The organism is Klebsiella sp. JN_Kp127, assembly GCF_040062505.1.
Lineage (GTDB): Bacteria > Pseudomonadota > Gammaproteobacteria > Enterobacterales > Enterobacteriaceae > Klebsiella > Klebsiella quasipneumoniae.
Window position 1 is genome coordinate 153,035 of record NZ_JBEAHS010000002.1, and the last position, 24,478, is coordinate 177,512.

Genomic DNA, 24,478 nt, shown 5'->3' on the forward strand with positions numbered 1-24,478 from the left:
GAAAAATTGAGGGAAATCGGCAACGTACGCTGCAGTTTCATCTAAGCTTGAGGGCGTTATCAAAAAAAGGAGATGGAGATCATGAAACAAACCGTGGCCGCATACATTGCCAAAACGCTGGAACAGGCCGGCGTGAAACGTATCTGGGGCGTCACCGGCGATTCCCTCAATGGATTGAGCGATAGCCTGAACCGCATGGGCACCATCGACTGGATGGCCACCCGGCACGAAGAGGTCGCCGCTTTCGCCGCCGGCGCGGAGGCGCAACTGACCGGCGAACTGGCGGTCTGCGCCGGTTCCTGCGGACCGGGTAACCTGCACCTGATCAACGGTCTGTTTGACTGTCACCGCAACCATGTCCCGGTGCTGGCCATTGCCGCCCACATCCCTTCCAGCGAGATTGGCAGCGGCTATTTCCAGGAGACCCATCCCCAGGAGCTGTTCCGCGAATGCAGCCACTACTGCGAGCTGGTCTCCACCCCGGAGCAGATCCCGCAGGTGCTGGCGGTGGCGATGCGTAAGGCGGTGATTAACCGCGGCGTTTCGGTGGTGGTTCTGCCCGGCGACGTGGCGCTGAAAGCCGCCCCGGAGAGCGCCAGCAGCCACTGGTACCATGCGCCGTTGCCGACGGTCTCCCCGGCCGACGAGGAGCTGCGCAAGCTGGCGCAGCTTATCCGCTACTCCAGCAATATCGCGCTCATGTGCGGTAGCGGCTGCGCCGGCGCCCACCAGGAGCTGGTGGAGTTCGCAGCGAAAATTAAAGCCCCCATCGTCCATGCGCTGCGCGGTAAAGAGCATGTGGAGTATGACAACCCGTATGATGTGGGCATGACCGGGCTGATTGGCTTCTCTTCTGGCTTCCACACCATGATGAATGCCGACACCCTGATCCTGCTCGGCACCCAGTTCCCCTATCGCGCCTTCTATCCGACCGACGCCAAAATTATTCAGATCGACATTAACCCCGGCAGCATCGGCGCGCACAGTAAGGTTGATATGGCGCTGGTGGGCGACATCAAATCAACGTTAAAGGCGTTGCTGCCACTGCTGGAAGAGAAAACCGATCGCCGCTTCCTCGATAAGGCGCTGGAGCACTATCGCGACGCGCGAAAAGGACTCGACGATCTGGCGAAGCCCAGCGAGAAGGCGATCCACCCGCAATATCTGGCGCAGCAGATCAGCCATTTTGCCGATGAAGACGCCATTTTCACCTGCGATGTCGGCACCCCGACCGTCTGGGCGGCACGCTATCTCAAGATGAACGGCAAACGCCGACTGCTGGGTTCATTCAACCACGGCTCCATGGCCAACGCCATGCCGCAGGCCATTGGCGCCAAAGCCACCGCGCCGGAGCGTCAGGTGGTGGCCATGTGCGGCGACGGCGGGTTTAGCATGCTGATGGGGGATTTTCTGTCGCTGGCGCAGATGAAGCTGCCGGTGAAAATTATCATCTTTAACAACAGCGTGCTGGGTTTCGTGGCGATGGAGATGAAGGCCGGGGGCTATCTCACCGACGGCACAGAGCTGCACGATACCAACTTCGCCCGCATCGCCGAAGCCTGCGGTATTAAAGGTATTCGCGTTGAGAAAGCCGCCGAGGTGGATGAAGCGCTGCAGACCGCCTTCCGCACCGACGGTCCGGTGCTGGTCGACGTCGTGGTCGCCAAAGAGGAGCTGGCGATCCCGCCGCAGATCAAGCTGGAGCAGGCGAAAGGCTTTAGCCTGTATATGCTGCGGGCGATCATCAGCGGGCGCGGCGATGAAGTCATCGAACTGGCGAAAACCAACTGGCTCAGGTAAAACAGAAGCAATACTCAGAACCAGAACAAGGAAAAACCGTGATCGATCTGCGCAGTGATACCGTTACCCGTCCCGGGCGCGCCATGTTGGAAGCCATGATGGCCGCCCCGGTCGGGGACGATGTGTATGGCGACGACCCTACCGTCAATGAACTTCAGCGCTACGCCGCCGACCTGGCCGGCAAAGAGGCGGCGCTGTTTCTGCCCACCGGCACCCAGGCCAACCTCGTCGGCCTGCTCAGCCACTGCCAGCGCGGCGAAGAGTATATCGTCGGCCAGGGGGCGCATAACTATCTGTACGAAGCCGGCGGGGCGGCGGTTCTCGGCAGTATTCAGCCGCAGCCGATTGACGCCGCGGCGGACGGCTCGCTGCCGCTGGATAAAGTCGCAGCGAAAATCAAACCTGACGATATCCATTTTGCCCCGACCCGCCTGCTGAGCCTGGAAAACACCCATAACGGTAAGGTGCTGCCGCGCGACTATCTCCAGGAAGCCTGGGCGTTTACCCGCCAGCGCGATCTGGCGCTGCACGTCGACGGCGCGCGCATCTTTAACGCCGTGGTCGCCTACGGCTGTGAGCTGCGCGATATCGCCCAGTACTGCGACTCCTTCACCATCTGCCTGTCAAAGGGGCTTGGCGCCCCGGTTGGCTCGCTGCTGGTCGGCAGTGAGGCGTATATTCGCCGCGCCGTTCGCTGGCGGAAAATGGTCGGCGGCGGGATGCGCCAGGCGGGCATTCTGGCCGCCGCCGGGCTGTACGCGCTGAAAAATAACGTGCAGCGCCTGCAGGAGGATCATGATAACGCCGCGTGGATGGCGGATCAGCTGCGCGCCATCGGCGCCGACGTCACCCGTCACGATACCAACATGCTGTTCGTTCGCGTCGGTGATGAACAGGCCCGGGCGCTCGGCGAGTTTATGCAGGCGCGCGGCGTGCTGATCAACGCCTCGCCCATCGTCCGTCTGGTCACTCACCTGGATGTCAATCGTCAGCAGTTGAGCGAAGTGGTCGCCCACTGGCAGGCTTTTTTACAACGCTAAGGAGTCAGGCGTGTCGCAATCGGTTTTGGTGCTCGGCGCCAGCGGCTATATTGGTCAGCATTTAGTCCGCGAATTAAGCGCGCGGGGTTATCCGGTGCTGGCGGCGGCGCGCCATACCGACCGACTGCAAAAACTCGCTTTGCCCGGCGTCACCTGCCGGTCAGTCGATCTCAATCAGCCGCAGGCTCTGCCTGCGCTGCTCACAGGTATCGATACCCTTTACTATCTGGTACATGGCATGGGCGAAGGCGGCGATTTTATCGCCCATGAGCGTCGGGTGGCGACGCATGTTCGCGATGCCCTGCGCCAGACGCCGGTGCGTCAGATTATCTTTCTCAGCTCGCTGCAGGCTCCAGCGCAGGAGCAGTCCGACCATCTGCGCGCTCGTCAGGTCACCGGCGATCTCCTGCGCGAGTCGGGCGTGCCGGTAACCGAGCTGCGGGCCGGAATTATCGTCGGCGCCGGCTCCGCCGCCTTCGAGGTGATGCGCGACATGGTCTATAACCTGCCGGTGCTGACCCCCCCGCGCTGGGTGCGTTCGCGTACCACCCCTGTCGCGCTGGAAAACCTGCTCGTTGACCTCGTTGAGCTACTGAATCATCCTTCCGACGCGCACCGCGTCTTCGAAGCCGCCGGTCCGGAGGTGTTAAGCTATCAGCAGCAGTTCATTCGCTTTATGGCCGTCAGCGGCAAACACCGCCCGCTCATTCCGATTCCCCTGCCGACGCGCTGGATCTCGGTGTGGTTCCTCAATGTCATCACCTCGGTGCCGCCGACCATCGCCAAAGCGCTAATTCAGGGGTTGAAGCACGATCTGATCGCCGATGACCGGACGCTGCGGGCGCTGATCCCGCAAACGCTGGTCCCCTTCGATCAGGCGGTTCGCCGCACCCTGAAAGAAGAAGAGCAGCTGGTAAACTCCAGCGACTGGGGCTACGACGCCCAGGCTTTCGCCCGCTGGCGACCGGAGTATGGCTATTATCCGAAACAGGCAGGCTGCACCATCACCACTCAGGCGAGCCGCAAAGCCCTGTGGCAGGTCGTTAACCAAATCGGCGGTAAAGAGGGATATTTTTTCGGCAATCTGCTGTGGAAAACCCGCGGCGCGATGGATCTGCTGGTCGGCCACCGGCTGGCCAAAGGGCGACCGCAGCGCGACTATCTGCAGACCGGCGATACGGTCGACAGCTGGAAGGTGATTATCGTGGAGGAAGAAAAACAGCTCACTCTGCTGTTCGGCATGAAAGCGCCGGGACTGGGCCGGTTAAGCTTTACCATTAACGATAAAGGCGATCGTCGTGAACTGGACGTCCGCGCCTGGTGGCACCCGCACGGTATGCCGGGCCTGGTCTACTGGCTGCTGATGATCCCGGCGCACCTGTTTATTTTCCGCGGTATGGCGCAACGCATCGCCCGGTTGGCCGAACAAATCTCAGGCAGAGTCGAAGGATAAGCATTATTCTTTCATGATTCTCATTGCATAGTCGGGAGAATCACGGAAAAATGCGCACGAAATTCTTTTCTGGGACAGTAGAGTAATATGAAGGTACTGGTTACCGGTGCGACCAGCGGATTAGGCCGCAACGCAGTGGAATATCTGCGCAACAAGGGCATCAGCGTGCGAGCGACCGGGCGCAACGAAGCGATGGGTAAGCTTCTGAGCAAAATGGGGGCGGAATTCATCCCGGCAGATTTAACCGAGCTGGTCTCTTCGCAGGCTAAAGTGATGCTCGCCGGTATCGATACCCTGTGGCACTGCTCAAGTTTCACCTCGCCCTGGGGCACGCAACAGGCTTTCGATCTCGCTAACGTCCGCGCCACCCGCCGCCTCGGCGAATGGTCGGTAGCATGGGGCGTACGCAATTTCGTCCATATCTCTTCGCCCTCGCTCTATTTTGATTATCACCACCATCGCGATATTCAGGAAGATTTCCGCCCGCACCGCTTCGCCAATGAGTTTGCCCGCAGCAAGGCGGCCAGCGAAGAGGTGATCAACCTGCTGGCGCAGGCCAACCCGCACACCCGTTTTACCATTTTGCGCCCGCAGAGCCTGTTCGGGCCGCACGATAAAGTCTTTATTCCCCGGCTGGCGCAAATGATGCAGCACTACGGCAGCGTCCTGTTGCCGCGGGGCGGCAGCGCGCTGGTCGATATGACCTATTATGAAAATGCCGTCCACGCGATGTGGCTGGCGAGCCAGCCTGCCTGCGATCATCTTCCCTCCGCCCGCGCGTGGAATATCAGCAATGGCGAACCGCGCACCCTGCGCAGCATCGTGCAGAAACTGATCGATGAGCTGGGCATCAAATGCCGGATCCGTTCAGTTCCCTACCCGATGCTGGATATTATCGCCCGCAGCATGGAGCGTTTTGGCGATAAAACGGCCAAAGAGCCGGCCTTTACCCACTACGGCGTCTCTAAACTTAATTTTGATTTTACGCTCGATATCACGCGCGCGCAGGATGAGCTGGGCTATCAGCCGGTGGTGACGCTGGACGACGGGATTGTGCGTACCGCCGCCTGGTTACGCGACCACGGTAAACTTCACCGCTAACCCTGGCCATATTTCTCTAACAGCGCCTCGGCTATCGCTTCGGTTTGCGCATCCGCTACGCCATCCCAGCGCTGGGGGCGGAAGTGCATCTGGAAGGCGATAATTACCCGTTTCTTCTGCGCGGGAGTCATCTCCGGCGTGACCTGATAGCCGTAGCGCGCCAGCAAATCCAGCACCATCTCAGGGTCCACTGGCTCACTGGGCGGCCGCCCGTTCAGATAAAAAGCCACCCGCTGCTCGTCCGGCCAGGCGCCAATCCCCTGCTGCGCCAGCTGTTGCCAGGGGAACAACGGCCCCGGATCGTCTTTGCGCTGCGGGGCGATATCGGCATGGGCCACCACGTTCTGCGGCGCGATGTGGTAGCGGGTGATAATATCGCGCGCCAGCGGGATCAGGGCCGCGATCTGTTCCGGGTGAAAGGGGGTAAAGCTTTTACCTCCCGCGGTCTTCTGCCAGCCGCGGTTTTCCAGTTCAATACCGATGGAAGTATCGTTGATGCGCGTGCTGCCGCGCCAGTAGCTGACACCGGCGTGCCAGGCTAGATCCTCTTCCGGCACCAGCTGCCAGATCCGCGGTTTATTATGGTGGCGCGGCGGCTGTTCAGGAATTAAATAGTGGGAACTGACCTCTTTATCGGTCAGGGTCGCCAGAGAAGTATCAAAGTTGTCTGCCGTATAGTGGATCACCAGCACTTTTATTCGCGGATAGGCCGCCTGCGCCGGATGGCGGGTGTCCAGCTGGTATCCATCGCGATCGATAATCCCTTTTTCGCCGGCACAGCCGCTTAGCAGTAACGCTAGCAGCGCGATCAGCGCAATCCGTGTCATTTTTTCATCCTTGCCCGGCAGCGTCTCCGGGTTAATAAGACCATCGATTTCGTCCTTTATTTTTCGCCTGGTACAGCGCGCTGTCCGCCCGGGCGATCAGCGTCTCCATCGGAACCGTGCCGTCGGAAGCGACGACCCCCATACTGACGGTCACCACCGAGGCCACCGCCGAAGCTTCATGGGGGATCGCCGCCTCGCTAATTTTCTGCTGAATGCGCTCGGCAATGGAGGTGGCTCGCGCTAAGGAAACCCCCGGCAGGGCGATGACAAACTCTTCGCCGCCGTAGCGGGCGACCAGATCGCCCTCGGCCCGTACCGCCATTTTAAGCACCTGGGCGACAGTCGATAAGCAATCGTCGCCAGCCTGATGGCCATAGTGGTCGTTGTAACGCTTAAAGTAATCGACGTCGATCATCATCAGCGCCAACGGCGTTTTTTGCTGCCAAATCTCCGCCAGATAGGCATTCAGCGCCCGGCGATTCGCGGTCCCGGTTAATGCATCCTGGTTGGCAATACTTTCCAGCCGCTGAATAAGCCGCATATTTTCCTGATGCGTATTCCAGGCCTCATCATACCAGCGCTTAAGAATACGCCTGCCATAGAGTAAAATCGCCGTAAAAATGCCCCACAGGATCAAAAAGCGGACCTCAGTGTGAGGGTGGATCTGTAGTCCCGCCAGCAAGGCGGTTCCCCATAACGGAAGCAAAAAAGCGATAATGCCGGGCCAATGGTGATACAGCGCGGCGAGGCCGGTGGTCATTAATATCACCAGCAGCGGCCAGGCGAAGGGCAGTGTCCAGAAAAAGATAAAACAGTAATTACTCAGGGACCAGCACAGGCTGAGTGCCAGCTGCAGGCCGGTGATAATGCTCAACGTATAGCGCCCCTGCGCCAGGCGCGGCGTGACGGCAATAATGGCTAAAATTACCGAAATAATAATAACCGCGATCAGCGCGACTTCGACATAAGGAATAACCGCCTGGTGCGTTAACAGCTTCTTATCAAAATGAGTAAAGATAAAATTGCGGAAGAAAACCATTAACGCAAAAGCGATATTGACAAAGGCCAGCCAGGGCATACTCATGGATAGCGCATGGCGCTGGACATTATCTCTGGTGGCCCACAGCTCGGTTCGCAGCTGGCGGACGCCCTCTTGCTTATTTGTTAACATCTTATCTCCCTGGTGACCTGCATGACCATGGGCGCAGACCCTGCTTTGCTTTATGATAAACCATGTTTCCGGGAATGTCTGTCAACGCTGCCCCCCTTTCTGCCCCGGCGCCTTAAGCTGATTTTCTGCTAACGTCAGATGAAAAGGGTCTGGTCCTCTCCCTATGTGTATCCGGCAAAAAAAAGCAAGCATTATCAATGCGAAATACGTCATCTTTTCTTTAAAAAAGAGTTAACTAACCGTCATAAAATTGCAGTATTCCACTTGAAAAAAAAACGGTGTTAGTACAATCTGAAACCGCTCATTGGTGAGATAAAACAAGAGCATGATGATAGCAAGATAAACAATGGAGTCTAAAAATATGAAATATGCAGCTTTAGTGGCAGGTGCAGCATTGTTTTTAACGGCGAACGCCTTCTCTGCAGAAATTTTAACGAAAGAAGCCTTCGATAAGGTCCATACGCAATATACTAAAATCGGTACCATTTCTTCTACCGGTCAGACTGCACCCAGCGATGCCCGTGAAGAACTGATTAAAAAGGCCGATGAGAAAGGCGCAGACGTTATCGTGCTCTCTTCCGGTAATACCGATAAAAAACTGCACATCTCCGCTAACATCTATAAGAAGAAGTAATTAATCTTATATTTCAAGAAACATTATCATATTGCCCGGGTAATGTTTCTTGTTTGCCCAAAAAGTCTGTTTATTTTTAAACGGCCCCCAGATTTTCCTGCCTTAATATCATACAGCGATCTCCCCTGTCGATGTCCTGCCCTAAGGCCGTAGTCACATCAAGGTCTTAGCTCTTTGCGTCAAGTACAATCCGTACGCTATACGCTATGCTTTAACGGAAACTGAAAACGTAGTTCGCTTATAAGGAAATCATCATGCGCTACAAACTTCTTGCAGCACTTCTCCCTTGCGCGCTGGCGCTCAGCGCCTGTACGACCGTCACCCCGGCCTATAAAGATAATGGCACCCGCAGCGGCCCCTGTGTCGAAGGCGGCCCTGACGACGTAGCGCAAAAATTCTACGACACCCAGCTCCAGAACCGTACGCAGGATCCGGCGGCGCTGCGCCCCTATCTCAGCGACGGCCTGGCGAAGTTACTCAATGACGCCCGTCAGGATCCGGCCAACAGCAAACTGCTGCAGGCTAACCTGTTCTCGAGCAGCAGCACCCCGGCGGACAGCGCCGTCGTCGCCAGCGCCTCAACCATCCCTAATCGCGATGCGCGCAACATTCCGCTGCGCGTGGAGCTGAAGCAGGGAACCCAGAGCTGGAAAGACGAAGTGCTGATGATCCAGGAAGGCCAGTGCTGGGCCGTCGATGACGTTCGCTATCTCGGCAACAACAGCCACGCGCCGGCCGGGACGTTGCGACAGAGTCTGGAGAAACGTTAGTTCCGGAGTTGAAGCGACGTCGCTGAAACGATAACCCCGGTAAAATGTCGGTATTCGCCCCGAGAATGCCGACATTTACTCCCCCCTCACCCACCAGGCAATATTTTGTGCTAACTTTAAAGCTAAACGTGGTTTAGATTTAACTTTTAACGCATAAATATTGCATAACTATTCTGCCAAAGGTAGTATTTGCGGCCTCAATAGCTATTCGTATCAGACTGCCCAGATGAGTATTAAACTAAACGGCATTAATTGCTTCTACGGCGCGCACCAGGCGCTGTTCGACATCACGCTGGATTGCCCGCAGGGGGAAACGCTGGTGCTGCTCGGCCCCAGCGGTGCCGGGAAGAGCTCGCTGCTGCGCGTACTCAACCTGCTGGAGATGCCGCGTTCCGGTTCATTAACCATCGCCGGTAACCATTTCGACTTCACCAGAGCGCCGTCCGATAAAGCGATTCGCGAACTGCGCCAGAACGTCGGCATGGTCTTTCAGCAGTACAACCTGTGGCCGCACCTGACGGTACAGCAGAACCTGATCGAGGCCCCCTGTCGCGTACTGGGGTTAAGCAAGGATCAGGCGCTAGCTCGCGCAGAGAAGCTGCTGGAGCGCCTGCGTCTGAAGCCCTACAGCGATCGTTACCCGCTGCATTTATCCGGCGGTCAGCAGCAGCGTGTGGCGATCGCCCGCGCGCTGATGATGGAGCCGCAGGTTCTGCTGTTCGATGAGCCTACCGCGGCGCTCGACCCGGAAATCACCGCCCAGATCGTTAGTATCATCCGCGAGCTGGCTGAAACCGGCATCACCCAGGTTATCGTCACCCATGAAGTTGAAGTGGCGCGCAAGACGGCCAGCCGGGTGGTGTATATGGAAAATGGCCATATCGTCGAGCAAGGGGATGCCTCCTGCTTCACGCATCCGCAAACTGACGCGTTTAAAAACTATCTTTCACACTGATGTTTTTCGGGGAAATGACGATGAAAAAAGTACTGATTGCCGCCCTGCTCGCAGGCATGAGCCTCTCCGCTTCCGCCGCGCAAACCATTCGTTTCGCCACCGAGGCCTCCTACCCTCCGTTTGAGCTGGTGGATGCCAACAACCAGATCGTCGGTTTCGATGTGGATCTGGCTAACGCGCTGTGTAAAGAGATCGACGCCACCTGTACCTTTACCAACCAGGCCTTTGACAGCCTGATCCCGGGCCTGAAATTCCGCCGTTTCGACGCGGTCATGGCCGGGATGGACATCACGCCTGAGCGTGAAAAGCAGGTCCTGTTCTCCACCCCGTATTATGACAACTCGGCGCTGTTCGTCGGTCAGCAGGGCAAGTTCACCAGCATTGACCAGCTGAAGGGCAAAAAAGTGGGCGTACAGAACGGCACCACCCACCAGAAATTTATCACGGATAAACATCCGGAAATCACTACCGTGCCTTACGACAGCTACCAGAATGCGAAGCTGGATCTGCAGAACGGTCGTATTGACGCAGTCTTCGGTGATACCGCCGTGGTCACCGAATGGCTGAAGAGCAATCCGAAGCTGGCGGCCGTGGGCGATAAAGTGACCGACAAAGCCTATTTCGGCACCGGGCTGGGCATTGCCGTGCGTCAGGGCAACACCGACCTGCAGCAGAAATTTAACGCTGCGCTGGAAAAAGTGAAGAAAGACGGCACTTACCAGACCATCTATAACAAATGGTTCCAGAAGTAAGACTGAATGAACGAAATTTTTCCATTAGCAAGCGCCGCCGGGATGACCGTCGGCCTTGCCGTTTGCGCGCTCGCCATCGGCCTCGTCCTGGCGATGCTCTTCGCGGTACTGGAGTCAGTGAAATGGCGCCCGGTAGCCTGGCTTGCAACCGGCATTGTGACCATTCTGCGCGGCCTACCGGAAATTCTGGTGGTGCTGTTTATCTATTTCGGCTCGTCCCAGCTGCTGCTGACGCTCTCTGACGGTTTCACCATCCCGCTCGGGTTCACGCAGATCCCGGTGCAGATGCAGATTGAGAACTTTGACGTCAGTCCGTTCCTCTGCGGGGCGATCGCCCTGTCGCTGCTGTATGCCGCCTACGCCTCGCAAACGCTGCGCGGCGCGCTGAAAGCCGTTCCGCAGGGTCAGTGGGAGTCCGGCCAGGCGCTGGGGCTGTCGAAAGCGGCCATTTTCTTCCGCCTGGTGATGCCGCAGATGTGGCGCCATGCCCTGCCCGGTCTCGGCAACCAGTGGCTGGTGCTGCTGAAGGACACCGCGCTGGTGAGCCTGATCAGCGTCAACGATCTGATGCTGCAGACCAAAAGCATCGCCACCCGCACTCAGGAGCCCTTTAACTGGTATATCATTGCCGCAGCAATCTATCTCGTCATCACCCTGTTGAGTCAATACATCCTTAAGCGGATTGACCAGCGTGCGACGCGCTTCGAACGGAGACCAGGCTGATGCTCGACTACTTACCCGAACTGCTGAAAGGCCTGCATACCAGCCTGACGCTGACCGTGGCGTCGATTATCGTGGCGCTGATCCTGTCGCTGATCTTTACCATTATCCTGACGCTGAAGACGCCGGGGCTGGTGTGGATAGTGCGCGGCTACATCACCCTGTTTACCGGTACGCCGCTGCTGGTGCAGATCTTCCTGATCTACTATGGCCCCGGGCAGTTTCCTTCGCTGCAGGAATATCCATGGCTGTGGCATCTTATCTCCGAGCCGTGGCTGTGCGCCCTGATCGCCCTGTCGCTTAACAGCGCCGCCTATACCACCCAGCTGTTTTACGGCGCCATCCGGGCGATCCCCGACGGGCAATGGCAGTCGTGCAGCGCGCTGGGGATGAGTAAAAAGGATACCCTGGCGATCCTGCTGCCGTACGCCTTTAAACGCGCGCTGTCGTCCTACTCCAACGAAGTGGTGCTGGTGTTCAAAAGTACCTCTCTGGCCTACACCATCACCCTGATGGAAGTGATGGGTCACGGCCAGCTGCTGTACGGACGGACCTACGACGTGATGGTGTTCGGCGCCGCCGGGATTATTTATCTCATCGTCAACGGGTTGCTGACCCTGTTGATGCGCCTGGTGGAGCGCAAAGCGCTAGCTTTCGAACGGCGTAACTAGCGCCTGGCGTATTTGCATAATAAGCGAACAACAAGACGGACAAGTCTAATACCTGTCCGTCTTTTTTTATATCAAACAAAATAGTTAATCATTTTTATTGAATACAAATTCATTTAATGGCATTGTCACCCTATGCCGCAGACACGGCGAATAATCATAAGATTGACAGACGGGAGTTCCACGATGAAAAAGTTAGTTCTGGCTGCACTGCTCACCACGTTCACCTTCGGCGCCGCCGCCGCGGAGAAAATCAGCTTCGGCGTGTCCGCGACCTATCCGCCGTTTGAATCGATGGACGCGAATAACCAGATTGTCGGCTTTGATATCGATCTGGCCCATGCGCTGTGCAAACAAATGCAGGCAGACTGCACCTTTACCAACCACGCGTTTGACAGCCTGATCCCGGCGCTGAAGTTTAAGAAGTATGACGCGGTGATTTCCGGAATGGATATTACGCCAGAACGCAGCAAGCAGGTGGCCTTCACCGACCCGTACTACGCCAACTCCGCGCTGGTGATCGCCAAAAAAGACGCGTTCCACTCGTTCGATGATTTGAAAGGCAAACGGATCGGCATGGAAAACGGCACCACCCACCAGAAATATCTGCAGGATAAACATCCTGAGGTGAAGACCGTCGCCTATGACAGCTACCAGAACGCGATTATCGACCTGAAAAATGGCCGTATCGACGGCGTGTTCGGCGACACGGCGGTAGTCAACGAGTGGCTGAAAACCAACCCGCAGCTGGGGGCAGCCACGCCGAAAGTAACCGATCCGCAATACTTCGGCACCGGCCTTGGGATTGCCGTGCGCCCGGATAACAAGGCGCTGCTGGAGAAACTGAACGCCGCGCTGAAGGCGATTAAAGCCGACGGTACCTACCAGAAAATCAGCAACCAGTGGTTCCCGGAGTAACTTTTTTGCCGGGTGGCGCTGCGCTTACCCGGCCGTCCCCGTAGCCGGGTAAGGCGTAGCCGCCACCCGGCAATTTCTCAAAGTGGCACGAAGAACCTGAACCGCGCCCCGCTTACCGACTCCACCAGCCGGATCCCGCCCCCGTGCAGCTCCAGCATCCGTTTCACAATCAGCAGCCCTAACCCACCGCGATCCTCCCGCGACGCCTGGGTAGACAACGCCGACGGCCGCTGGAACAGATCATCGCGCAGCGCGGCATCGACGCCCGTTCCGTTGTCTGCCACTTCAACCTGGAGCTGTTGATTCTCCTGCCAGACCGCCAGACGGATCTCCCCGCCGACGGGAGTATGCCGCATCGCGTTATCGAGCAGGTTGGTCACCACCCTCTCAATCATCGACACATCGGCGTTGATCAGCGGCAACGGCCCCGGCACATCAATTTGCAGGTTCACCTCGCGCGTGCGGGCGGTGAGTTCAAACTTCTGCGCCACGTCGGAAATCAGCTCCGCCATCGCGAAACGCTCGCGCTGCGGCTTAATGCTCCCGTGCTCCAGTCGCGCCAGCTCAAACAGCTGCTGTGAAAGATGGCGCACCTTGTTGCCCTGGCGCAGGGCGATGGTGAGATACTGCCTGCGCTCCTCGGCGGTCAGCCTTTCGTCCTTCAGGGTCAGCGTTTCCAGATACCCCAGCAGCGAAGTCAGCGGTGTGCGCAAATCGTGGGAAATATTGGCCACAAATTCGCGGCGCTGGCGGTCGCTGTCGGCCAGCCGATCCCACTGACCGGCTATCTGCCGGGCAAGGTCAATAAAGCGGTTCTCAAGGACCGCTACCTCGTTACCGGGCTGTGGCTCCGGCGTGCGGGCCGCCAGGGTTTTGATGGCGCTGATGCTGTCCCGATCGTTCGCCGCCACCTGGGCGGTGAGCTGGCGGACAGGCCGGGTAACCCAGAACCATGCCAGGCCTCCCGCCAGCAGACCAAACAGGGCCACCAGCAGCAGGGTCCACAGAACAATGCTCCACAGCGTTTTTTGCCAGGCGTCGGCCGCCAGCTGATTAAAGGTCTCCCCCTGCAAAATGATATACAGGTAGCCGCGCAGCTGGCCGTCGACGCGCAGCGGGGCGGCGCTGAAGACTTTTCGCCCGTCAAGGCTGCGGGGATCGTCGCCATACACCGGCGACGTACTGCCGGTGAGAAAAACCTGTACCGGCGCCATGTCGATCCGCTGGCGCTGGATATGGCCCGGCGGCGCCGCATCGGCCAGCAGGTCGCCATCAGGCGACAGCAGATAGAGCTCCACGCTGGGATTAAAGGTCATCAGGCGGTCAAACAGCGACTTCAGGGTTTGCCGGTTGACCTCGCCGTGGGCGTCCAGCAGCGGTTCGCGGGCCACAATTTGCTGAGCCAGCCCGGCGGAGAGGCGCTGCACCATGGCGTTGCCATACTGCGCGCTGCTGTGTAACTGAACGGCGCACACCGCCGCCGCGCACAGCATCAGCAGGGAGACCACCACCAGCGCCAGCCGCTGGCTGAGGCTCAGGCGGCGGATCACGGGGCGGCCTCCTGGGTCACCGGGGCGAACTTATAGCCTTTTCCCCAGACGGTCAGAATGATGTCCGGCTCGGCCGGGTCACGTTCGATTTTACTGCGCAGGCGGTTGATATGGGTATTGACCGTGTGCTCATAGCCCTCATGCTGATATCCCCAGACCTGCTCCAGCAGCGCCAGCCGGGAAAACACCTCCCCGGGATGGCGGGCAAAGTAATACAGAAGCTCGAATTCGCGCGGCGTGAGGTCCACCATCTCGCCGCGCAGCCTCACTTCGCGGGACAGCGGATCGATGCTCAGACCATGGCAGGACAGGCGCCCGGCGTCCATCAGCAGGTTCTGCCCCATCGCCTCCTGGCGACGAAACAGCGCTTTAACGCGGGCGATAAGCTCCAGTAACGAAAAGGGTTTCGCCAGATAGTCGTCGGCGCCCATCTCCAGGCCCAGCACACGGTGCATTTCGCTGGTGCGAGCGCTGATGATGATCACCGGCAGATAGCGGGTCATCTGGCGGATGCGCCGGCAGATCTCCAGGCCATCGACGCCGGGCAGCATCAAATCGAGGATCACCGCATCCCAGACCCGCGTTTCCAGTCGGGCGAGGGCCTGGCCGCCATCGGCCTCATGCACAATCTGATAGCCCTCATCCTGCAGATTGAGCCGCAGCAGCGTGGCTATATCCTCATCATCTTCCACCAGCAGAATGGTTTTGGCCATTAGATTCCCCCCACCAATAACAAAACATGCTGCGTCAAGCTTACCCGATTTCGGCGGCGCAAAGCCTTCACATTTTGTTTAAACTTCGCGGACCAGCAGGGTCAGCACTTCGTAGTGGGCGGTATGAGGGAACATATCAAACAGCTGGACCCGCTCGACGCGATAGCCGCTAAGACGGGCAATGTCGGTCGCCATGGTGCGGGCGTTACAGCTGGAATAGATAATGTAGGGCGGCGCCATGCGGCTTAAATAGTCGCACAGTTCAGCGCCAATGCCGCGTCGCGGCGGGTTGACCAGCACCAGCTGCGGGATATCCGCTTCATGCGTGGCGAACCGCGTGGAGTCCAGCGCCTGAAAATGCAGATTGCCGAGCCCCAGCTGCGCGGCAGACTGCCTGGCGCAGGCGATCGCTTCCGGGGCTATCTCTATGCCGGTCAGGCGCATCGCCGGCGTCGCGCAGTGCAGGCCAAAACCGCCGACGCCGCAAAACAGATCCCACATATGCTGGACCGGCAGCGCGCGCACCCAGTCGCGGGCGGTGGCGTACAGCCGGCTGGCTACCGTCGGGTTAGTCTGAAAGAAGCTTTGCGGACGGATCCACAGCGGCACCTCATTAAAGACCTCGCCCAGCGCCTGCTGTTCGGTGAAGAAGATCTCCTGTTCGCCTTCCATGATTGCCATATGCACCGGCTGGATATTCGCCGTGATCACCTTGAGCTGCGGGAGCTGTGCCTGCAGCCAGGGCAGCGCGGCGCGCAGCTGGGCCACCTTGGCCTCTGAGCGCAGCACGAAGCGCAGCATCATCTCCCCCTGCTGGCTGGCGGTCAGCAGCAGATATTTCAGCTCCCCGCGCTTGCGCGCGACGTTGTAGGGAGTTAACCCGGCGCGGGCGATAAAGGGCTTCAGGCCGGCAAACACCGGCGCAAACTCGGCGGGATAGAGCGGGCAGTCGGTGAGGTCCACCGGGGTGCCATCGCGGTGCAGCATCCCCAGCAGCGGACGCTCCACGCTGCCGCTGACCACCATTTTGGCCTTGTTACGGAAAGCCGCCTCCGGCCCGCTGACCGGCTCGCCCCAGTCGGCGACGGGGATTGCCGCCAGCAGCGTGCGCAGGTCGGCCATTTTATCGGCGAGCTGTTGCGGAACCGACCGTTCCAGCCATTGACAGGAACGGCAGCGGCCGGCGTCGTAGAGTGCGCAATGCATAATTGACCTTCAAAATTCCAGGGGCGGGGATTGTATCACCGTTATTGCAGGCGGAAAAACCGACGGCAGGTCGCTGGCACAAACAGCAGCGTCAGGACCAGTAGATCCGGCAGTTTTTGCATCACCAGCGAGTGGAAGATCTCCCGTTTGGATTCGCCGGGAATACTGAACAGCTCCGGATACCCGTAGCCCAGCGACGCCGCCCACAGGTAGCCGGCGGCTATCATCTGCGTCAGCAGATAAACCCAGCGCGCCCAGTTGCGCCCTTTCACCAGCGAGAAGGCGCACCAGATTTCGATAAACACCAGCGCCAGGCTGCCGAGGAAGACCAGCGTCAGGTTCCAGGTCTGGACGCTACGGTGTATGAATTCGTTCAGCCCCTGCAGGCCCAACAAATTGAGGATCATCAGCAGATCCAGACCGCGAATCAAAATAATCGCAAAGGCCGCCACCTGCACCAGCGCAGGGACGTTAAGGCGGGCATGCGATGAGCGAGTTTTCGTAAACAATCCCAACGTAATGTCTTCCATGAAAACGGCGCCACAGAGTGGCGCCGACCGGAGGCTGCTGTACCGATTTTAGGTGGTTCAGCCTTGTCTTGCACGCTGGATATCGCGCACTCGCTGCTTTTCTGCGCGGGCCATCAAATACCAGGCGATAAAACCAACAACGCCGACCACGCCGAGGATGAGCGTCGCCAGGGCGTTAATCTCCGGGTTGACCCCCATGCGCACGCTGGAGAAGACCAGCATCGGCAAGGTCGTGGCCCCGGGACCGGAGACAAAGCTGGCGATCACCAGGTCATCCAGCGACAGCGTGAAGGCCAGCAGCCAGCCGGAGATCACCGCTGGCATAATCATCGGCAGCGTGATGACGAAGAAGACCTTCAGCGGCGCGGCGCCCAGATCCATCGCCGCCTCTTCGATCGAGTGGTCCAGCTCACGCAGGCGCGAGGAGATCACCACCGCCACGTAGGCGGTACAGAAGGTGACGTGCGCCAGCCAGATGGTCAGCATCCCGCGATCCGACGGCCAGCCGATGGCATGTCCCAGCGCCACGAACAGCAGCAGCAGCGAGAGCCCGGTGATCACGTCCGGCATGACCAGCGGCGCGGTGATCATAAACGCGAAGCCGTTGGAGCCGCGAAAACGTCCAAAGCGCACCATCACCACCGCGGCGATGGTGCCAAGGATCGCCGCCGCCGTCGCCGCGCAGGCGGCGATAGTCAGGCTGAGCCCCACCGCGCTCATCATCGCGTCATCGTGGAACAGCTCGCTATACCAGCGCGTTGACCACCCGGCCCAGACCGTCACCAGCTTTGAGCTATTGAAGGAGTAGATCACCAGCATCAGCATCGGGGCATAGAGGAAGGTGAACCCGAGCACGAGGATCAGAATGCGCCACGGCGAGCGTACTACCGGCAAGTCGTTCATCCCTGCTCTCCCATCTGTTTTTGCTGGTGCTTATGGAACCACATGATCGGCACGATCAGCAGCAGCAGCATGACAATCGCCACCGCCGAAGCCACCGGCCAGTCACGGTTGTTAAAGAACTCCTGCCACAGCACGCGGCCAATCATAATGCTGTCCGGCCCGCCCAGCAGCTCCGGGATCACGAACTCCCCCACCGCCGGGATAAACACCAGCATGGAGCCAGCGATAATCCCCCCTTTGGTGAGCGGAACGATCACCTGAAAGAAGGTCTTCAGCGGCCGGGCGCCGAGATCCAGCGAGGCCTCCACCAGCGAATAGTCGATGCGGGTCAGCGCGGTGTAGATAGGCAGCACCATAAACGGCAGATAGGCATAGACGATACCGATATATACCGCCAGGTTGGTGTGCAGGATCTCCAGCGGCTGATCGATAACCCCTAGCCACAGCAGGAAGTTATTCAACACCCCGTTGCTTTTCAGCAGTCCCATCCAGGCATAGACGCGGATCAAAAACGACGTCCACGACGGGAGGATCACCAGCAACAGCAGAATATTGCGCGTCGACGGCTTGCTGTGCGCCACCGCCCAGGCCAGCGGATAGCCCAGCAGCAGGCAGCAGAGCGTCGAGATGCCCGCCACCTGCAGCGACTGCAGATAAGCCTCAAAATAGAGCGGATCGTCGGTCAGCTGCAGGAAGTTGGCAAAGTTAAGGGTCAGCGTCAGCTGACCATCCGCCCACTCCATCAGATCGGTGTAGGGAGGGATCGCCCGCGCCATCTCGGCAAGACTTATCTTGAACACGATCAGGAACGGCAGCATAAACAACAGGATCAGCCACAGATAGGGCAGCGCGATCACCAGCTTGCGGCCATGCGCCATCTGCAGGCGCGCCGCCCACAGCGCGAAGCCGCCCGGTTTTTTCGCCCCTGACGGGGATTCAACGGTACTCATCGCCCTCTCCTTACACCGTCAGTACAACGCAGCTGTCCGCATCCCAGCATAAACGCACCTCGTCACCCCAGGTGGGCGTCCCTTTCCGATGGCGGTGCTCATTCTGCAGCTGGGCGCTGATCATCTGCCCGCTTTGCAGGCGCACATGGTAGATGGAGAGATCCCCCAGATAGGCGATATGAATCACCTCGCCGACGGCAAAATTGTAGCCATCCGCCGGCGGCTCATCGCACAGCATGATCTTCTCCGGACGCAGCGCCACCCACACCGGCACGTTGTCCACCACCGAGGCGTCGGGGTCGACCTTCAGCGGATGCACCAGTCCCGGCGAGCGCAGCACCAGGCCATCTTCCAGACGCTCTTTCACCAGCCCTTCAAAGACGTTCACCGAGCCGATGAACTCGGCGCTGTAGCGGGTGGTCGGGTGCTCGTAAATCTCTTCCGGTTCGCCAATCTGCACAAACTTGCCGCGGTTCATGATGGCGATACGGCCCGCCATGGTCATGGCCTCTTCCTGATCGTGAGTCACCATCACGCAGGTCACGCCAACGCGCTCAAGAATATCCACCACCTCCAGCTGCATGCGATCGCGCAGCTTTTTATCCAGCGCCCCCATCGGCTCGTCGAGCAGCAGCAGCTTTGGTCGTTTCGCCAGGCTGCGCGCCAACGCGACGCGCTGGCGTTGACCGCCAGAGAGCTGGTGCGGCTTACGTTTAGCGAACTCCTGCATGTGCACCAGAGCCAGCATCTCCTGCACCCGGGCGATGATTTCCGCCTTAGGCAGACGATCCTGCTTCAGACCGAAAGCGATATTCTGCTCAACGGTCATATGGGGGAACAGGGCGTAGGACTGGAACATCATATTGATAGGCCGCTGATAGGGCGGTACGCGCGCCAGATCCACGCCGTCGAGCATAATCTGTCCGGCGGTCGGTTGCTCAAAGCCCGCCAGCATGCGCAGCAGGGTCGATTTCCCGCAGCCTGATGCGCCCAGCAGAGCAAAAATTTCGCCTTTATAAATAGTGAGACTGACATCGTCGACAGCGTGCTGGCCATCAAACGACTTGGTTAAGTTACGGATTTCCAGCAGCGGGGTCAGCGCTTTGGGGGCTTTCGCCTGTGGGCGGGGCATTACGTCGTTCAATCGGGTGCTCTCCGGCAAAAAAACGATCACCATATGGTCCGGTGCCATACTTCGTGCTTAACAGTGCAGGTGCACCATCCTGGTGCTTCTGCTCGCCGGGCGCGCTGCCATTTCCCGGCGAGTGCCGTTCTGATACGGCCCGCTTACCGGGCCGTCAGAGTTTATTTACCGCTCTTCACTTTGGTCCACGCGCGGGTGCGCACGCGGTCGATCTTCGGATCCTGCACCTTCAGCGTGAACAGTTTGGCGAACACATCCGCTGGCGGATAAATCGCCGGGTTGTTACGGATAGTCTCGCTGACCAGCGGCGTGGAGGCCTTGTTGCCGTTGGCGTAGAACACCTGGTCGCTGATTTTGGCGATCACATCCGGGCGCATCAGATAGTTAAGGAACTGATAGGCCTCATCTTTATTCTTAGCGTCGGCCGGCATCGCAAAGACGTCAAAGAACGCCAGGGCGCCTTCCTTAGGAATAAAGTAGGAGACGTTGACGCCGTTCTTCGCCTCTTTCGCGCGGTTCGCCGCCTGCCAGACGTCCCCTGCCCAGCCGATCGCCACGCAGATGTCGCCATTGGCGAGGTCGTTAATATATTGCGAAGAGTGGAAGTAGCGAATGTTCGGCCGCAGCTTCAGCAGCAGATCGGTGGCCGGACCGGTGTAATCATTCGCTTTGCTGCTGTTCGGATCCTTGCCAAGGTAGTTCAGCACGGTGGCGAAAATCTCTTCCGGCGCGTCGAGGAAGGAGACGCCGCAGCTTTTCAGTTTTTCAAGGTTCTCCGGCTTCAGCACCAGATCCCAGCTGTCGACCGGCGCATCTTTGCCGAGGACGGCTTTCACTTTATCAACGTTATAGCCAATGCCCGTCGTCGCCCACAGGTAAGGCATGGCGTATTTATTCTCCGGGTCATGCTTGGCGACCAGCTTCAGCACTTCGGGGTCGAGATTCTTCCAGTTCGGCAGCTTGCTCTTATCCAGCGGCTGGAACACGCCCGCCGCCAGCTGGCGCTCAAGGAAGCTGGCCGATGGCACCACCAGATCGAAACCGGTGCTGCCGGCCATTAATTTACCTTCCAGCACTTCATTGGAATCAAAAACGTCATACACGACTTTAATCCCGGTCTCTTTTTCGAAATTGGCCACGGTGTCCGGCGCAATATAATCAGACCAGTTATAGACATGCAGGGTTTTTTGTTCGGCGGCGAGCGAACCGGCAGAGACGGCCATCAGCGCACCCGTAACCAGACCTGTTAACCATTTTTTACCAAAGGCGGTCATATCTCTTTTCCTTCTCAACGCCCGTTAACTTACGGGCTCAAATATACGCATTTCTACGCATGCAAAAATCATGCATATTTTTTCATTGCCTGAGAAAAGGAGAGCGGATCTCTCCCGGAGTGGTTGCTCGCAACTGGAAGCATCGCCAGAATAACTGTAGCCAGAATAAGAGGCTATAGCCCAGGTAAAAAAACGCCTTTTATCAAATTTTTATGCAATAACGGTCTACGTGATAAGCCAAAACGGCCTGAATGGCGGTGAATAATGCTTTAAAGAAAGGTTAAATGCAGAATAAAAGCGGGTAATACGCAGCCGCTGCGGTAGTGGCTGCGCTAATTTTAGGCAGGTTTAGTGAAGAAAATGGTATTGCACGTTTTCTGCGGCCGGCTCTTCTTCTTCGCCTTTGTACAGCAGCTGATTGGCGCCGGCTTCGAGGATCACCATCGAGATCTGCTCCTCGCTTTGGCGGAAGAACCAGGCGAACTGCTCCATCGTCACCCCGGGGCCGATAGACAGCGACTGGCAGACCACCAGCTTGGGCAAATTATCGTCCTGAATGTCGATAAACGCCTTCACGGTTAACGAACTGGCGTTGATGGCCGAGAGATCCGCCGACAGCGCCAGTAAAGCAGACGGCTTCACCTCCGCCAGGGCGGAAAAGAGCACCACGTTATCCACCAGGTCAATTTTGGCATCAAAAATACCGTCGAAATTCTGCATATGCGGCAGGTGCAATGCCTGACAGGAATCGCACTCAAAAAAGCTGATGCCGATCTCATCCAGCCAGCGACGTAGCGTATCCAGACCTGGAACGACCAGTGAATCCATAGTGCCTGTGACCTCTTACAGTGGAAAAACGACGCCATAGCTTACGCAAAAAAAGCGCCGCATACCATGACAGTCTTGCATCCGGCGGTTAGCCGCCTATTTTCAAACAGAATTCCGGTGTCGCCTGGCGCTCGATCCAGGCGATCATCCTGCTGGCGATGTCCACGCCGGAGGTGGTTTCCACGCCTTCCAGTCCGGGCGAGGCATTCACCTCCATCACCAGCGGCCCGCGGCTGGCGCGTAAAATATCGACACCGGCGACGTCCAGGCCCAGGGTTTGCGTCGCCTTGATGGCAATGGCGCGCTCCTCATCGCTAATCTGCGCCACCGTAGCCATGCCGCCACGGTGCAGGTTAGAGCGAAAATCGCCCTCTTTCGCCCGCCGTTCGATCGCCGCCACCACCTCATTGCCGACCACCAGGCAGCGAATATCGCAGCCTTTCGCCTCGGCAATGTACTCCTGCACCAGGATGTGGGCGTTCAGCCCGCGAAAGGCGTCGATCACGCTCTCCGCCGCCTGGCGGGTCTCCGCCAGCACCACGCCGATCCCCTGGGTGCCCTCCACCAGCTTCACCACCAGCGGCGCGCCGCCGACCATGGCGATCAGATCGCTGGTGTCATCGGGGGAATGAGCGATGCCGGTCAGCGGCAGATCGATGCCCTGGCGCGCCAGCAGCTGCAGCGAGCGCAGCTTATCGCGAGCGCGGGTGATGGCGACCGATTCGTTCAGCGGATAGCTTCCCAGGAGCTCAAACTGACGCAGGGCCGCGGTGCCATAGTAGGTAATCGCCGAGCCAATGCGCGGGATCACCGCATCAAAGTGCGGCAACTGGCGCCCTTTATAGTGGATCGAAGAGGCCACCGGGCTGACGTTCATATAACAGGAAAGCGGATCGAGGATCTCGACCTGATGCCCGCGCTGTTGCGCCGCTTCGCGCAGGCGTCGACATGAATAAAGCGTTCCATCCCGGGATAATATGGCAATTTTCATCCTGCACCTCTGCAAAAAGACCCGCACTGGCGGGCCTCAGCTATCGAACACACTTCCACCTTTCCTGCCGCCAGCGTCGGATACCGCCTGGCCGGAGCAGCAGTGTACACGTAATCAGCGCGTTGCCCACCCCTGCTTATGCAGATAGTCGAGAATAAACGGACGACTCTCTTTCACGATAGTGCGACGGATATGATCGCTCCAGGTATCGCGGCGGGCGTTGCTGCCGCGCGACAGATAATAGTGCGCCAGCTGTTCGTCATACTCCGCCAGCAGCGCGTTATCCAGCGGCTGATAGCGGTTCTCATGCACCAGCATGGCGGCCGGCATCCGCGGCTTGATGTCCGGGTTATCCGCCGGCCAGCCAAGGCAAAGACCGAACAGCGGCAGGACGTGCAGCGGCAGCTCCAGCAGCTCGGTCACCGCCTCGATGCTGTTGCGCAACCCGCCGATATAGACGCCACCCAGCCCGAGGGACTCGGCGGCGGTCAGCGCGTTTTGCGCCAGCAGCGCCGTATCGACAACGCCGATCAGCAGCTGTTCCGCCAGCCCCAGCTCCGCCTGCGGGCAGATCTGCAGGTGGCGGTTAAAGTCGGCGCAGAAGACCCAAAACTCCGCCGCCTGGGCGACGTGCTGCTGGCCGCCGGTCAGCGGGACCAGACGTTCACGCAGGGCCGGGTCGGTAATACGGATGATGGAGGTGCACTGTAAAAAACTCGAGGTAGATGCCGCTTGCGCGCTGGCGATAATCGCCGCGCGCTGTTCGTCGCTCACGGGCGCATCGGTGAAGTGGCGGATAGAACGGTGGCTGCGCAGCAGCTCAATGGTCGGCGTCATTTCGTTTTTCTCTGTCAGACAAGGATTCAGGCTCAGGAGAGTGGGTTAACTGCGGGGCCACGATCTGCGCCATCCGCCACATCACGACGATGGCGGCGGGGATCATCAGCACGATCCCGGCAAAGAGCATCACCAGCGCCGCGGTCGGGCTGGCAATGGGCGCAGGCAGCTGGACATACTGGTTAAGCGAGAGCCAGGCGAGGGTTAACAGCCCCATCCCGAGGATCTCAACCAGCAGTATGCTTTTTGGCAACGGGGCAAATTTTCGCATCACGCCTCTCCGGTTGATAAACGCGGCGCGCCAGCCAATGCTACCGCGCCGCCGGGTCAGTATACGGGTTTTGATAGTACGACATTTATCAAACATAGCCGTAAACCATCGAAGCAAAAGGCAGAACCTTCTTTCCCTCACCGGCCAATGCAGGCATCATAAGCGCCATTCGCCATCCGGCTGAGGTTTAAGGAGAGAAGCAATGTTTACCGTTATTTTTGGTCGTCCAGGCTGCCCTTACTGCGTTCGCGCCAAAGAGCTGGCAGAAAAACTGACCAACGAGCGTGATGACTTTAACTACCGTTACGTGGATATTCACGCCGAAGGCATCAGCAAAGCTGATCTGGAAAAAACCGTCGGCAAACCGGTTGAAACCGTACCGCAGATTTTCGTCGACCAGAAACACATCGGCGGTTGCACCGATTTCGAAGCCTGGGCGAAAGAGAACCTTGGCCTGTTTGCCTGAGTAAAT

The 24,478-nt window shown here is 58.5% G+C and carries 26 protein-coding genes; 12 read left to right on the forward strand and 14 right to left on the reverse strand.

The window, feature by feature from the left end; all coding sequences use genetic code 11:
* Nucleotides 1–81 precede the first annotated feature (81 nt).
* The 4 genes from poxB (at nucleotide 82) to ABLV04_RS01625 (ending at nucleotide 5,394) form a co-directional block, all read left to right on the forward strand.
* On the forward strand, nucleotides 82–1,800 hold the full coding sequence (poxB, locus tag ABLV04_RS01610) for a ubiquinone-dependent pyruvate dehydrogenase (RefSeq protein WP_023288997.1): 1,719 nt from the start codon (nucleotides 82–84) through the stop codon (nucleotides 1,798–1,800).
* A gap of 38 nt (nucleotides 1,801–1,838) precedes the next feature.
* The gene (ltaE, locus tag ABLV04_RS01615; protein ID WP_023288996.1) at nucleotides 1,839–2,840 is read left to right on the forward strand and encodes a low-specificity L-threonine aldolase; all 1,002 of its coding nucleotides are present in this window, start codon (nucleotides 1,839–1,841) and stop codon (nucleotides 2,838–2,840) included.
* 10 nt (nucleotides 2,841–2,850) lie between these two features.
* Nucleotides 2,851–4,293, forward strand: coding sequence for an SDR family oxidoreductase (locus ABLV04_RS01620; protein ID WP_048297143.1), 1,443 nt, complete (start codon nucleotides 2,851–2,853; stop codon nucleotides 4,291–4,293).
* Nucleotides 4,294–4,380: 87 nt separating this feature from the next.
* Nucleotides 4,381–5,394: an NAD(P)-dependent oxidoreductase gene (locus tag ABLV04_RS01625; RefSeq protein ID WP_002896399.1), complete on the forward strand. Its 1,014-nt coding sequence runs from the start codon at nucleotides 4,381–4,383 to the stop codon at nucleotides 5,392–5,394.
* On the opposite strand, the gene ABLV04_RS01630 is transcribed toward ABLV04_RS01625, so the two are convergent.
* Nucleotides 5,391–6,221, reverse strand: coding sequence for an N-acetylmuramoyl-L-alanine amidase (locus tag ABLV04_RS01630; RefSeq protein WP_147733852.1), 831 nt, complete (start codon nucleotides 6,219–6,221; stop codon nucleotides 5,391–5,393). The two genes, ABLV04_RS01625 and ABLV04_RS01630, sit on opposite strands and share 4 nt — an antisense overlap.
* A 31-nt stretch (nucleotides 6,222–6,252) precedes the next feature.
* Nucleotides 6,253–7,392, reverse strand: coding sequence for a GGDEF domain-containing protein (locus ABLV04_RS01635; RefSeq protein ID WP_023288993.1), 1,140 nt, complete (start codon nucleotides 7,390–7,392; stop codon nucleotides 6,253–6,255).
* Nucleotides 7,393–7,753: 361 nt separating this feature from the next.
* On the opposite strand from ABLV04_RS01635, the gene yahO reads away from it, so the two are divergent.
* From yahO to artJ, 7 genes are all read left to right on the forward strand, one after another.
* Nucleotides 7,754–8,026 carry a DUF1471 family periplasmic protein YahO gene (gene yahO / locus ABLV04_RS01640; RefSeq protein ID WP_023288992.1) on the forward strand — a complete coding sequence of 91 codons (273 nt, stop codon included), beginning with the start codon at nucleotides 7,754–7,756 and terminating at the stop codon, nucleotides 8,024–8,026.
* A 254-nt stretch (nucleotides 8,027–8,280) separates the two neighbouring features.
* Nucleotides 8,281–8,796, forward strand: a complete 516-nt coding sequence (locus ABLV04_RS01645) for a lipoprotein (protein ID WP_023288991.1) — start codon at nucleotides 8,281–8,283, stop codon at nucleotides 8,794–8,796.
* A 226-nt stretch (nucleotides 8,797–9,022) separates the two neighbouring features.
* Nucleotides 9,023–9,751, forward strand: a complete 729-nt coding sequence (artP, locus tag ABLV04_RS01650) for an arginine ABC transporter ATP-binding protein ArtP (protein ID WP_032428704.1) — start codon at nucleotides 9,023–9,025, stop codon at nucleotides 9,749–9,751.
* A 20-nt stretch (nucleotides 9,752–9,771) separates the two neighbouring features.
* Nucleotides 9,772–10,503 carry an arginine ABC transporter substrate-binding protein ArtI gene (gene artI, locus ABLV04_RS01655; protein WP_002896390.1) on the forward strand — a complete coding sequence of 244 codons (732 nt, stop codon included), beginning with the start codon at nucleotides 9,772–9,774 and terminating at the stop codon, nucleotides 10,501–10,503.
* A 6-nt stretch (nucleotides 10,504–10,509) separates the two neighbouring features.
* Nucleotides 10,510–11,226, forward strand: a complete 717-nt coding sequence (gene artQ, locus ABLV04_RS01660; protein ID WP_023288989.1) for an arginine ABC transporter permease ArtQ — start codon at nucleotides 10,510–10,512, stop codon at nucleotides 11,224–11,226.
* The gene (gene artM, locus ABLV04_RS01665; RefSeq protein WP_004201338.1) at nucleotides 11,226–11,894 is read left to right on the forward strand and encodes an arginine ABC transporter permease ArtM; all 669 of its coding nucleotides are present in this window, start codon (nucleotides 11,226–11,228) and stop codon (nucleotides 11,892–11,894) included. Before artQ ends, artM begins: the two co-directional genes overlap by 1 nt.
* Nucleotides 11,895–12,077: 183 nt before the next feature.
* Nucleotides 12,078–12,809, forward strand: coding sequence for an arginine ABC transporter substrate-binding protein ArtJ (gene artJ, locus ABLV04_RS01670; protein ID WP_032455247.1), 732 nt, complete (start codon nucleotides 12,078–12,080; stop codon nucleotides 12,807–12,809).
* A gap of 77 nt (nucleotides 12,810–12,886) precedes the next feature.
* Here the strand turns inward: artJ and ABLV04_RS01675 are convergent, their stop codons facing one another.
* The 12 genes from ABLV04_RS01675 to ABLV04_RS01730 form a co-directional block, all read right to left on the reverse strand.
* Nucleotides 12,887–14,359, reverse strand: a complete 1,473-nt coding sequence (locus ABLV04_RS01675; protein WP_048334568.1) for an ATP-binding protein — start codon at nucleotides 14,357–14,359, stop codon at nucleotides 12,887–12,889.
* A complete protein-coding gene (locus ABLV04_RS01680; RefSeq protein ID WP_023288987.1) occupies nucleotides 14,356–15,072 on the reverse strand; it encodes a response regulator transcription factor in 717 nt (238 codons plus the stop codon). Before ABLV04_RS01680 ends, ABLV04_RS01675 begins: the two co-directional genes overlap by 4 nt.
* Before the next feature lie 78 nt (nucleotides 15,073–15,150).
* Nucleotides 15,151–16,278 (reverse strand): 23S rRNA (uracil(747)-C(5))-methyltransferase RlmC, encoded by a 1,128-nt coding sequence (gene rlmC, locus ABLV04_RS01685; protein WP_048297139.1) that lies wholly within the window; start codon nucleotides 16,276–16,278, stop codon nucleotides 15,151–15,153.
* 41 nt (nucleotides 16,279–16,319) lie between these two features.
* Nucleotides 16,320–16,808: a YbjO family protein gene (locus ABLV04_RS01690; RefSeq protein WP_023288985.1), complete on the reverse strand. Its 489-nt coding sequence runs from the start codon at nucleotides 16,806–16,808 to the stop codon at nucleotides 16,320–16,322.
* 57 nt (nucleotides 16,809–16,865) lie between these two features.
* Nucleotides 16,866–17,711, reverse strand: a complete 846-nt coding sequence (potI, locus tag ABLV04_RS01695) for a putrescine ABC transporter permease PotI (protein ID WP_023288984.1) — start codon at nucleotides 17,709–17,711, stop codon at nucleotides 16,866–16,868.
* Nucleotides 17,708–18,661: a putrescine ABC transporter permease PotH gene (gene potH, locus ABLV04_RS01700; RefSeq protein ID WP_004201331.1), complete on the reverse strand. Its 954-nt coding sequence runs from the start codon at nucleotides 18,659–18,661 to the stop codon at nucleotides 17,708–17,710. The genes potI and potH overlap by 4 nt, the downstream gene beginning before the upstream one ends.
* A gap of 10 nt (nucleotides 18,662–18,671) precedes the next feature.
* The gene (gene potG, locus ABLV04_RS01705; RefSeq protein WP_147733867.1) at nucleotides 18,672–19,805 is read right to left on the reverse strand and encodes a putrescine ABC transporter ATP-binding subunit PotG; all 1,134 of its coding nucleotides are present in this window, start codon (nucleotides 19,803–19,805) and stop codon (nucleotides 18,672–18,674) included.
* A 161-nt stretch (nucleotides 19,806–19,966) separates the two neighbouring features.
* Nucleotides 19,967–21,079 (reverse strand): spermidine/putrescine ABC transporter substrate-binding protein PotF, encoded by a 1,113-nt coding sequence (gene potF / locus ABLV04_RS01710; protein WP_023288982.1) that lies wholly within the window; start codon nucleotides 21,077–21,079, stop codon nucleotides 19,967–19,969.
* A gap of 348 nt (nucleotides 21,080–21,427) precedes the next feature.
* Entirely contained in the window at nucleotides 21,428–21,907 is a 480-nt protein-coding gene (locus tag ABLV04_RS01715) for a YbjN domain-containing protein (RefSeq protein WP_002896365.1), read from the reverse strand.
* Between the two features lie 88 nt (nucleotides 21,908–21,995).
* Nucleotides 21,996–22,898: a 30S ribosomal protein S6--L-glutamate ligase gene (gene rimK / locus ABLV04_RS01720; RefSeq protein WP_032455245.1), complete on the reverse strand. Its 903-nt coding sequence runs from the start codon at nucleotides 22,896–22,898 to the stop codon at nucleotides 21,996–21,998.
* A gap of 114 nt (nucleotides 22,899–23,012) precedes the next feature.
* Nucleotides 23,013–23,735, reverse strand: a complete 723-nt coding sequence (gene nfsA, locus ABLV04_RS01725; protein ID WP_048334563.1) for a nitroreductase NfsA — start codon at nucleotides 23,733–23,735, stop codon at nucleotides 23,013–23,015.
* Nucleotides 23,719–24,006 (reverse strand): YbjC family protein, encoded by a 288-nt coding sequence (locus ABLV04_RS01730; protein ID WP_004201326.1) that lies wholly within the window; start codon nucleotides 24,004–24,006, stop codon nucleotides 23,719–23,721. The genes nfsA and ABLV04_RS01730 overlap by 17 nt, the downstream gene beginning before the upstream one ends.
* A gap of 202 nt (nucleotides 24,007–24,208) precedes the next feature.
* Between ABLV04_RS01730 and ABLV04_RS01735 the strand changes: the two genes are divergently transcribed.
* Complete coding sequence (locus ABLV04_RS01735; protein WP_002896352.1) at nucleotides 24,209–24,472, forward strand: GrxA family glutaredoxin; 264 nt, start codon at nucleotides 24,209–24,211, stop codon at nucleotides 24,470–24,472.
* The last annotated feature ends 6 nt before the right edge of the window (nucleotides 24,473–24,478 follow it).

What these genes read in the sequence shown, in the direction of transcription:
- rimK (WP_032455245.1), bottom strand. Translation starts at nt 22,898, where the DNA reads ATGAAAATTGCCATATTATCCCGGGATGGAACGCTTTATTCATGTCGA.
- artI (WP_002896390.1), top strand. Translation starts at nt 9,772, where the DNA reads ATGAAAAAAGTACTGATTGCCGCCCTGCTCGCAGGCATGAGCCTCTCC.
- ABLV04_RS01715 (WP_002896365.1), bottom strand. Translation starts at nt 21,907, where the DNA reads ATGGATTCACTGGTCGTTCCAGGTCTGGATACGCTACGTCGCTGGCTG.
- ABLV04_RS01690 (WP_023288985.1), bottom strand. Translation starts at nt 16,808, where the DNA reads ATGGAAGACATTACGTTGGGATTGTTTACGAAAACTCGCTCATCGCAT.
- ABLV04_RS01630 (WP_147733852.1), bottom strand. Translation starts at nt 6,221, where the DNA reads ATGACACGGATTGCGCTGATCGCGCTGCTAGCGTTACTGCTAAGCGGC.
- ABLV04_RS01735 (WP_002896352.1), top strand. Translation starts at nt 24,209, where the DNA reads ATGTTTACCGTTATTTTTGGTCGTCCAGGCTGCCCTTACTGCGTTCGC.
- ABLV04_RS01730 (WP_004201326.1), bottom strand. Translation starts at nt 24,006, where the DNA reads ATGCGAAAATTTGCCCCGTTGCCAAAAAGCATACTGCTGGTTGAGATC.
- ABLV04_RS01635 (WP_023288993.1), bottom strand. Translation starts at nt 7,392, where the DNA reads ATGTTAACAAATAAGCAAGAGGGCGTCCGCCAGCTGCGAACCGAGCTG.
- potI (WP_023288984.1), bottom strand. Translation starts at nt 17,711, where the DNA reads ATGAACGACTTGCCGGTAGTACGCTCGCCGTGGCGCATTCTGATCCTC.
- artP (WP_032428704.1), top strand. Translation starts at nt 9,023, where the DNA reads ATGAGTATTAAACTAAACGGCATTAATTGCTTCTACGGCGCGCACCAG.
- rlmC (WP_048297139.1), bottom strand. Translation starts at nt 16,278, where the DNA reads ATGCATTGCGCACTCTACGACGCCGGCCGCTGCCGTTCCTGTCAATGG.
- ABLV04_RS01625 (WP_002896399.1), top strand. Translation starts at nt 4,381, where the DNA reads ATGAAGGTACTGGTTACCGGTGCGACCAGCGGATTAGGCCGCAACGCA.
- ABLV04_RS01645 (WP_023288991.1), top strand. Translation starts at nt 8,281, where the DNA reads ATGCGCTACAAACTTCTTGCAGCACTTCTCCCTTGCGCGCTGGCGCTC.
- artJ (WP_032455247.1), top strand. Translation starts at nt 12,078, where the DNA reads ATGAAAAAGTTAGTTCTGGCTGCACTGCTCACCACGTTCACCTTCGGC.
- artQ (WP_023288989.1), top strand. Translation starts at nt 10,510, where the DNA reads ATGAACGAAATTTTTCCATTAGCAAGCGCCGCCGGGATGACCGTCGGC.
- yahO (WP_023288992.1), top strand. Translation starts at nt 7,754, where the DNA reads ATGAAATATGCAGCTTTAGTGGCAGGTGCAGCATTGTTTTTAACGGCG.
- ABLV04_RS01680 (WP_023288987.1), bottom strand. Translation starts at nt 15,072, where the DNA reads ATGGCCAAAACCATTCTGCTGGTGGAAGATGATGAGGATATAGCCACG.
- artM (WP_004201338.1), top strand. Translation starts at nt 11,226, where the DNA reads ATGCTCGACTACTTACCCGAACTGCTGAAAGGCCTGCATACCAGCCTG.
- potF (WP_023288982.1), bottom strand. Translation starts at nt 21,079, where the DNA reads ATGACCGCCTTTGGTAAAAAATGGTTAACAGGTCTGGTTACGGGTGCG.
- potH (WP_004201331.1), bottom strand. Translation starts at nt 18,661, where the DNA reads ATGAGTACCGTTGAATCCCCGTCAGGGGCGAAAAAACCGGGCGGCTTC.
- poxB (WP_023288997.1), top strand. Translation starts at nt 82, where the DNA reads ATGAAACAAACCGTGGCCGCATACATTGCCAAAACGCTGGAACAGGCC.
- nfsA (WP_048334563.1), bottom strand. Translation starts at nt 23,735, where the DNA reads ATGACGCCGACCATTGAGCTGCTGCGCAGCCACCGTTCTATCCGCCAC.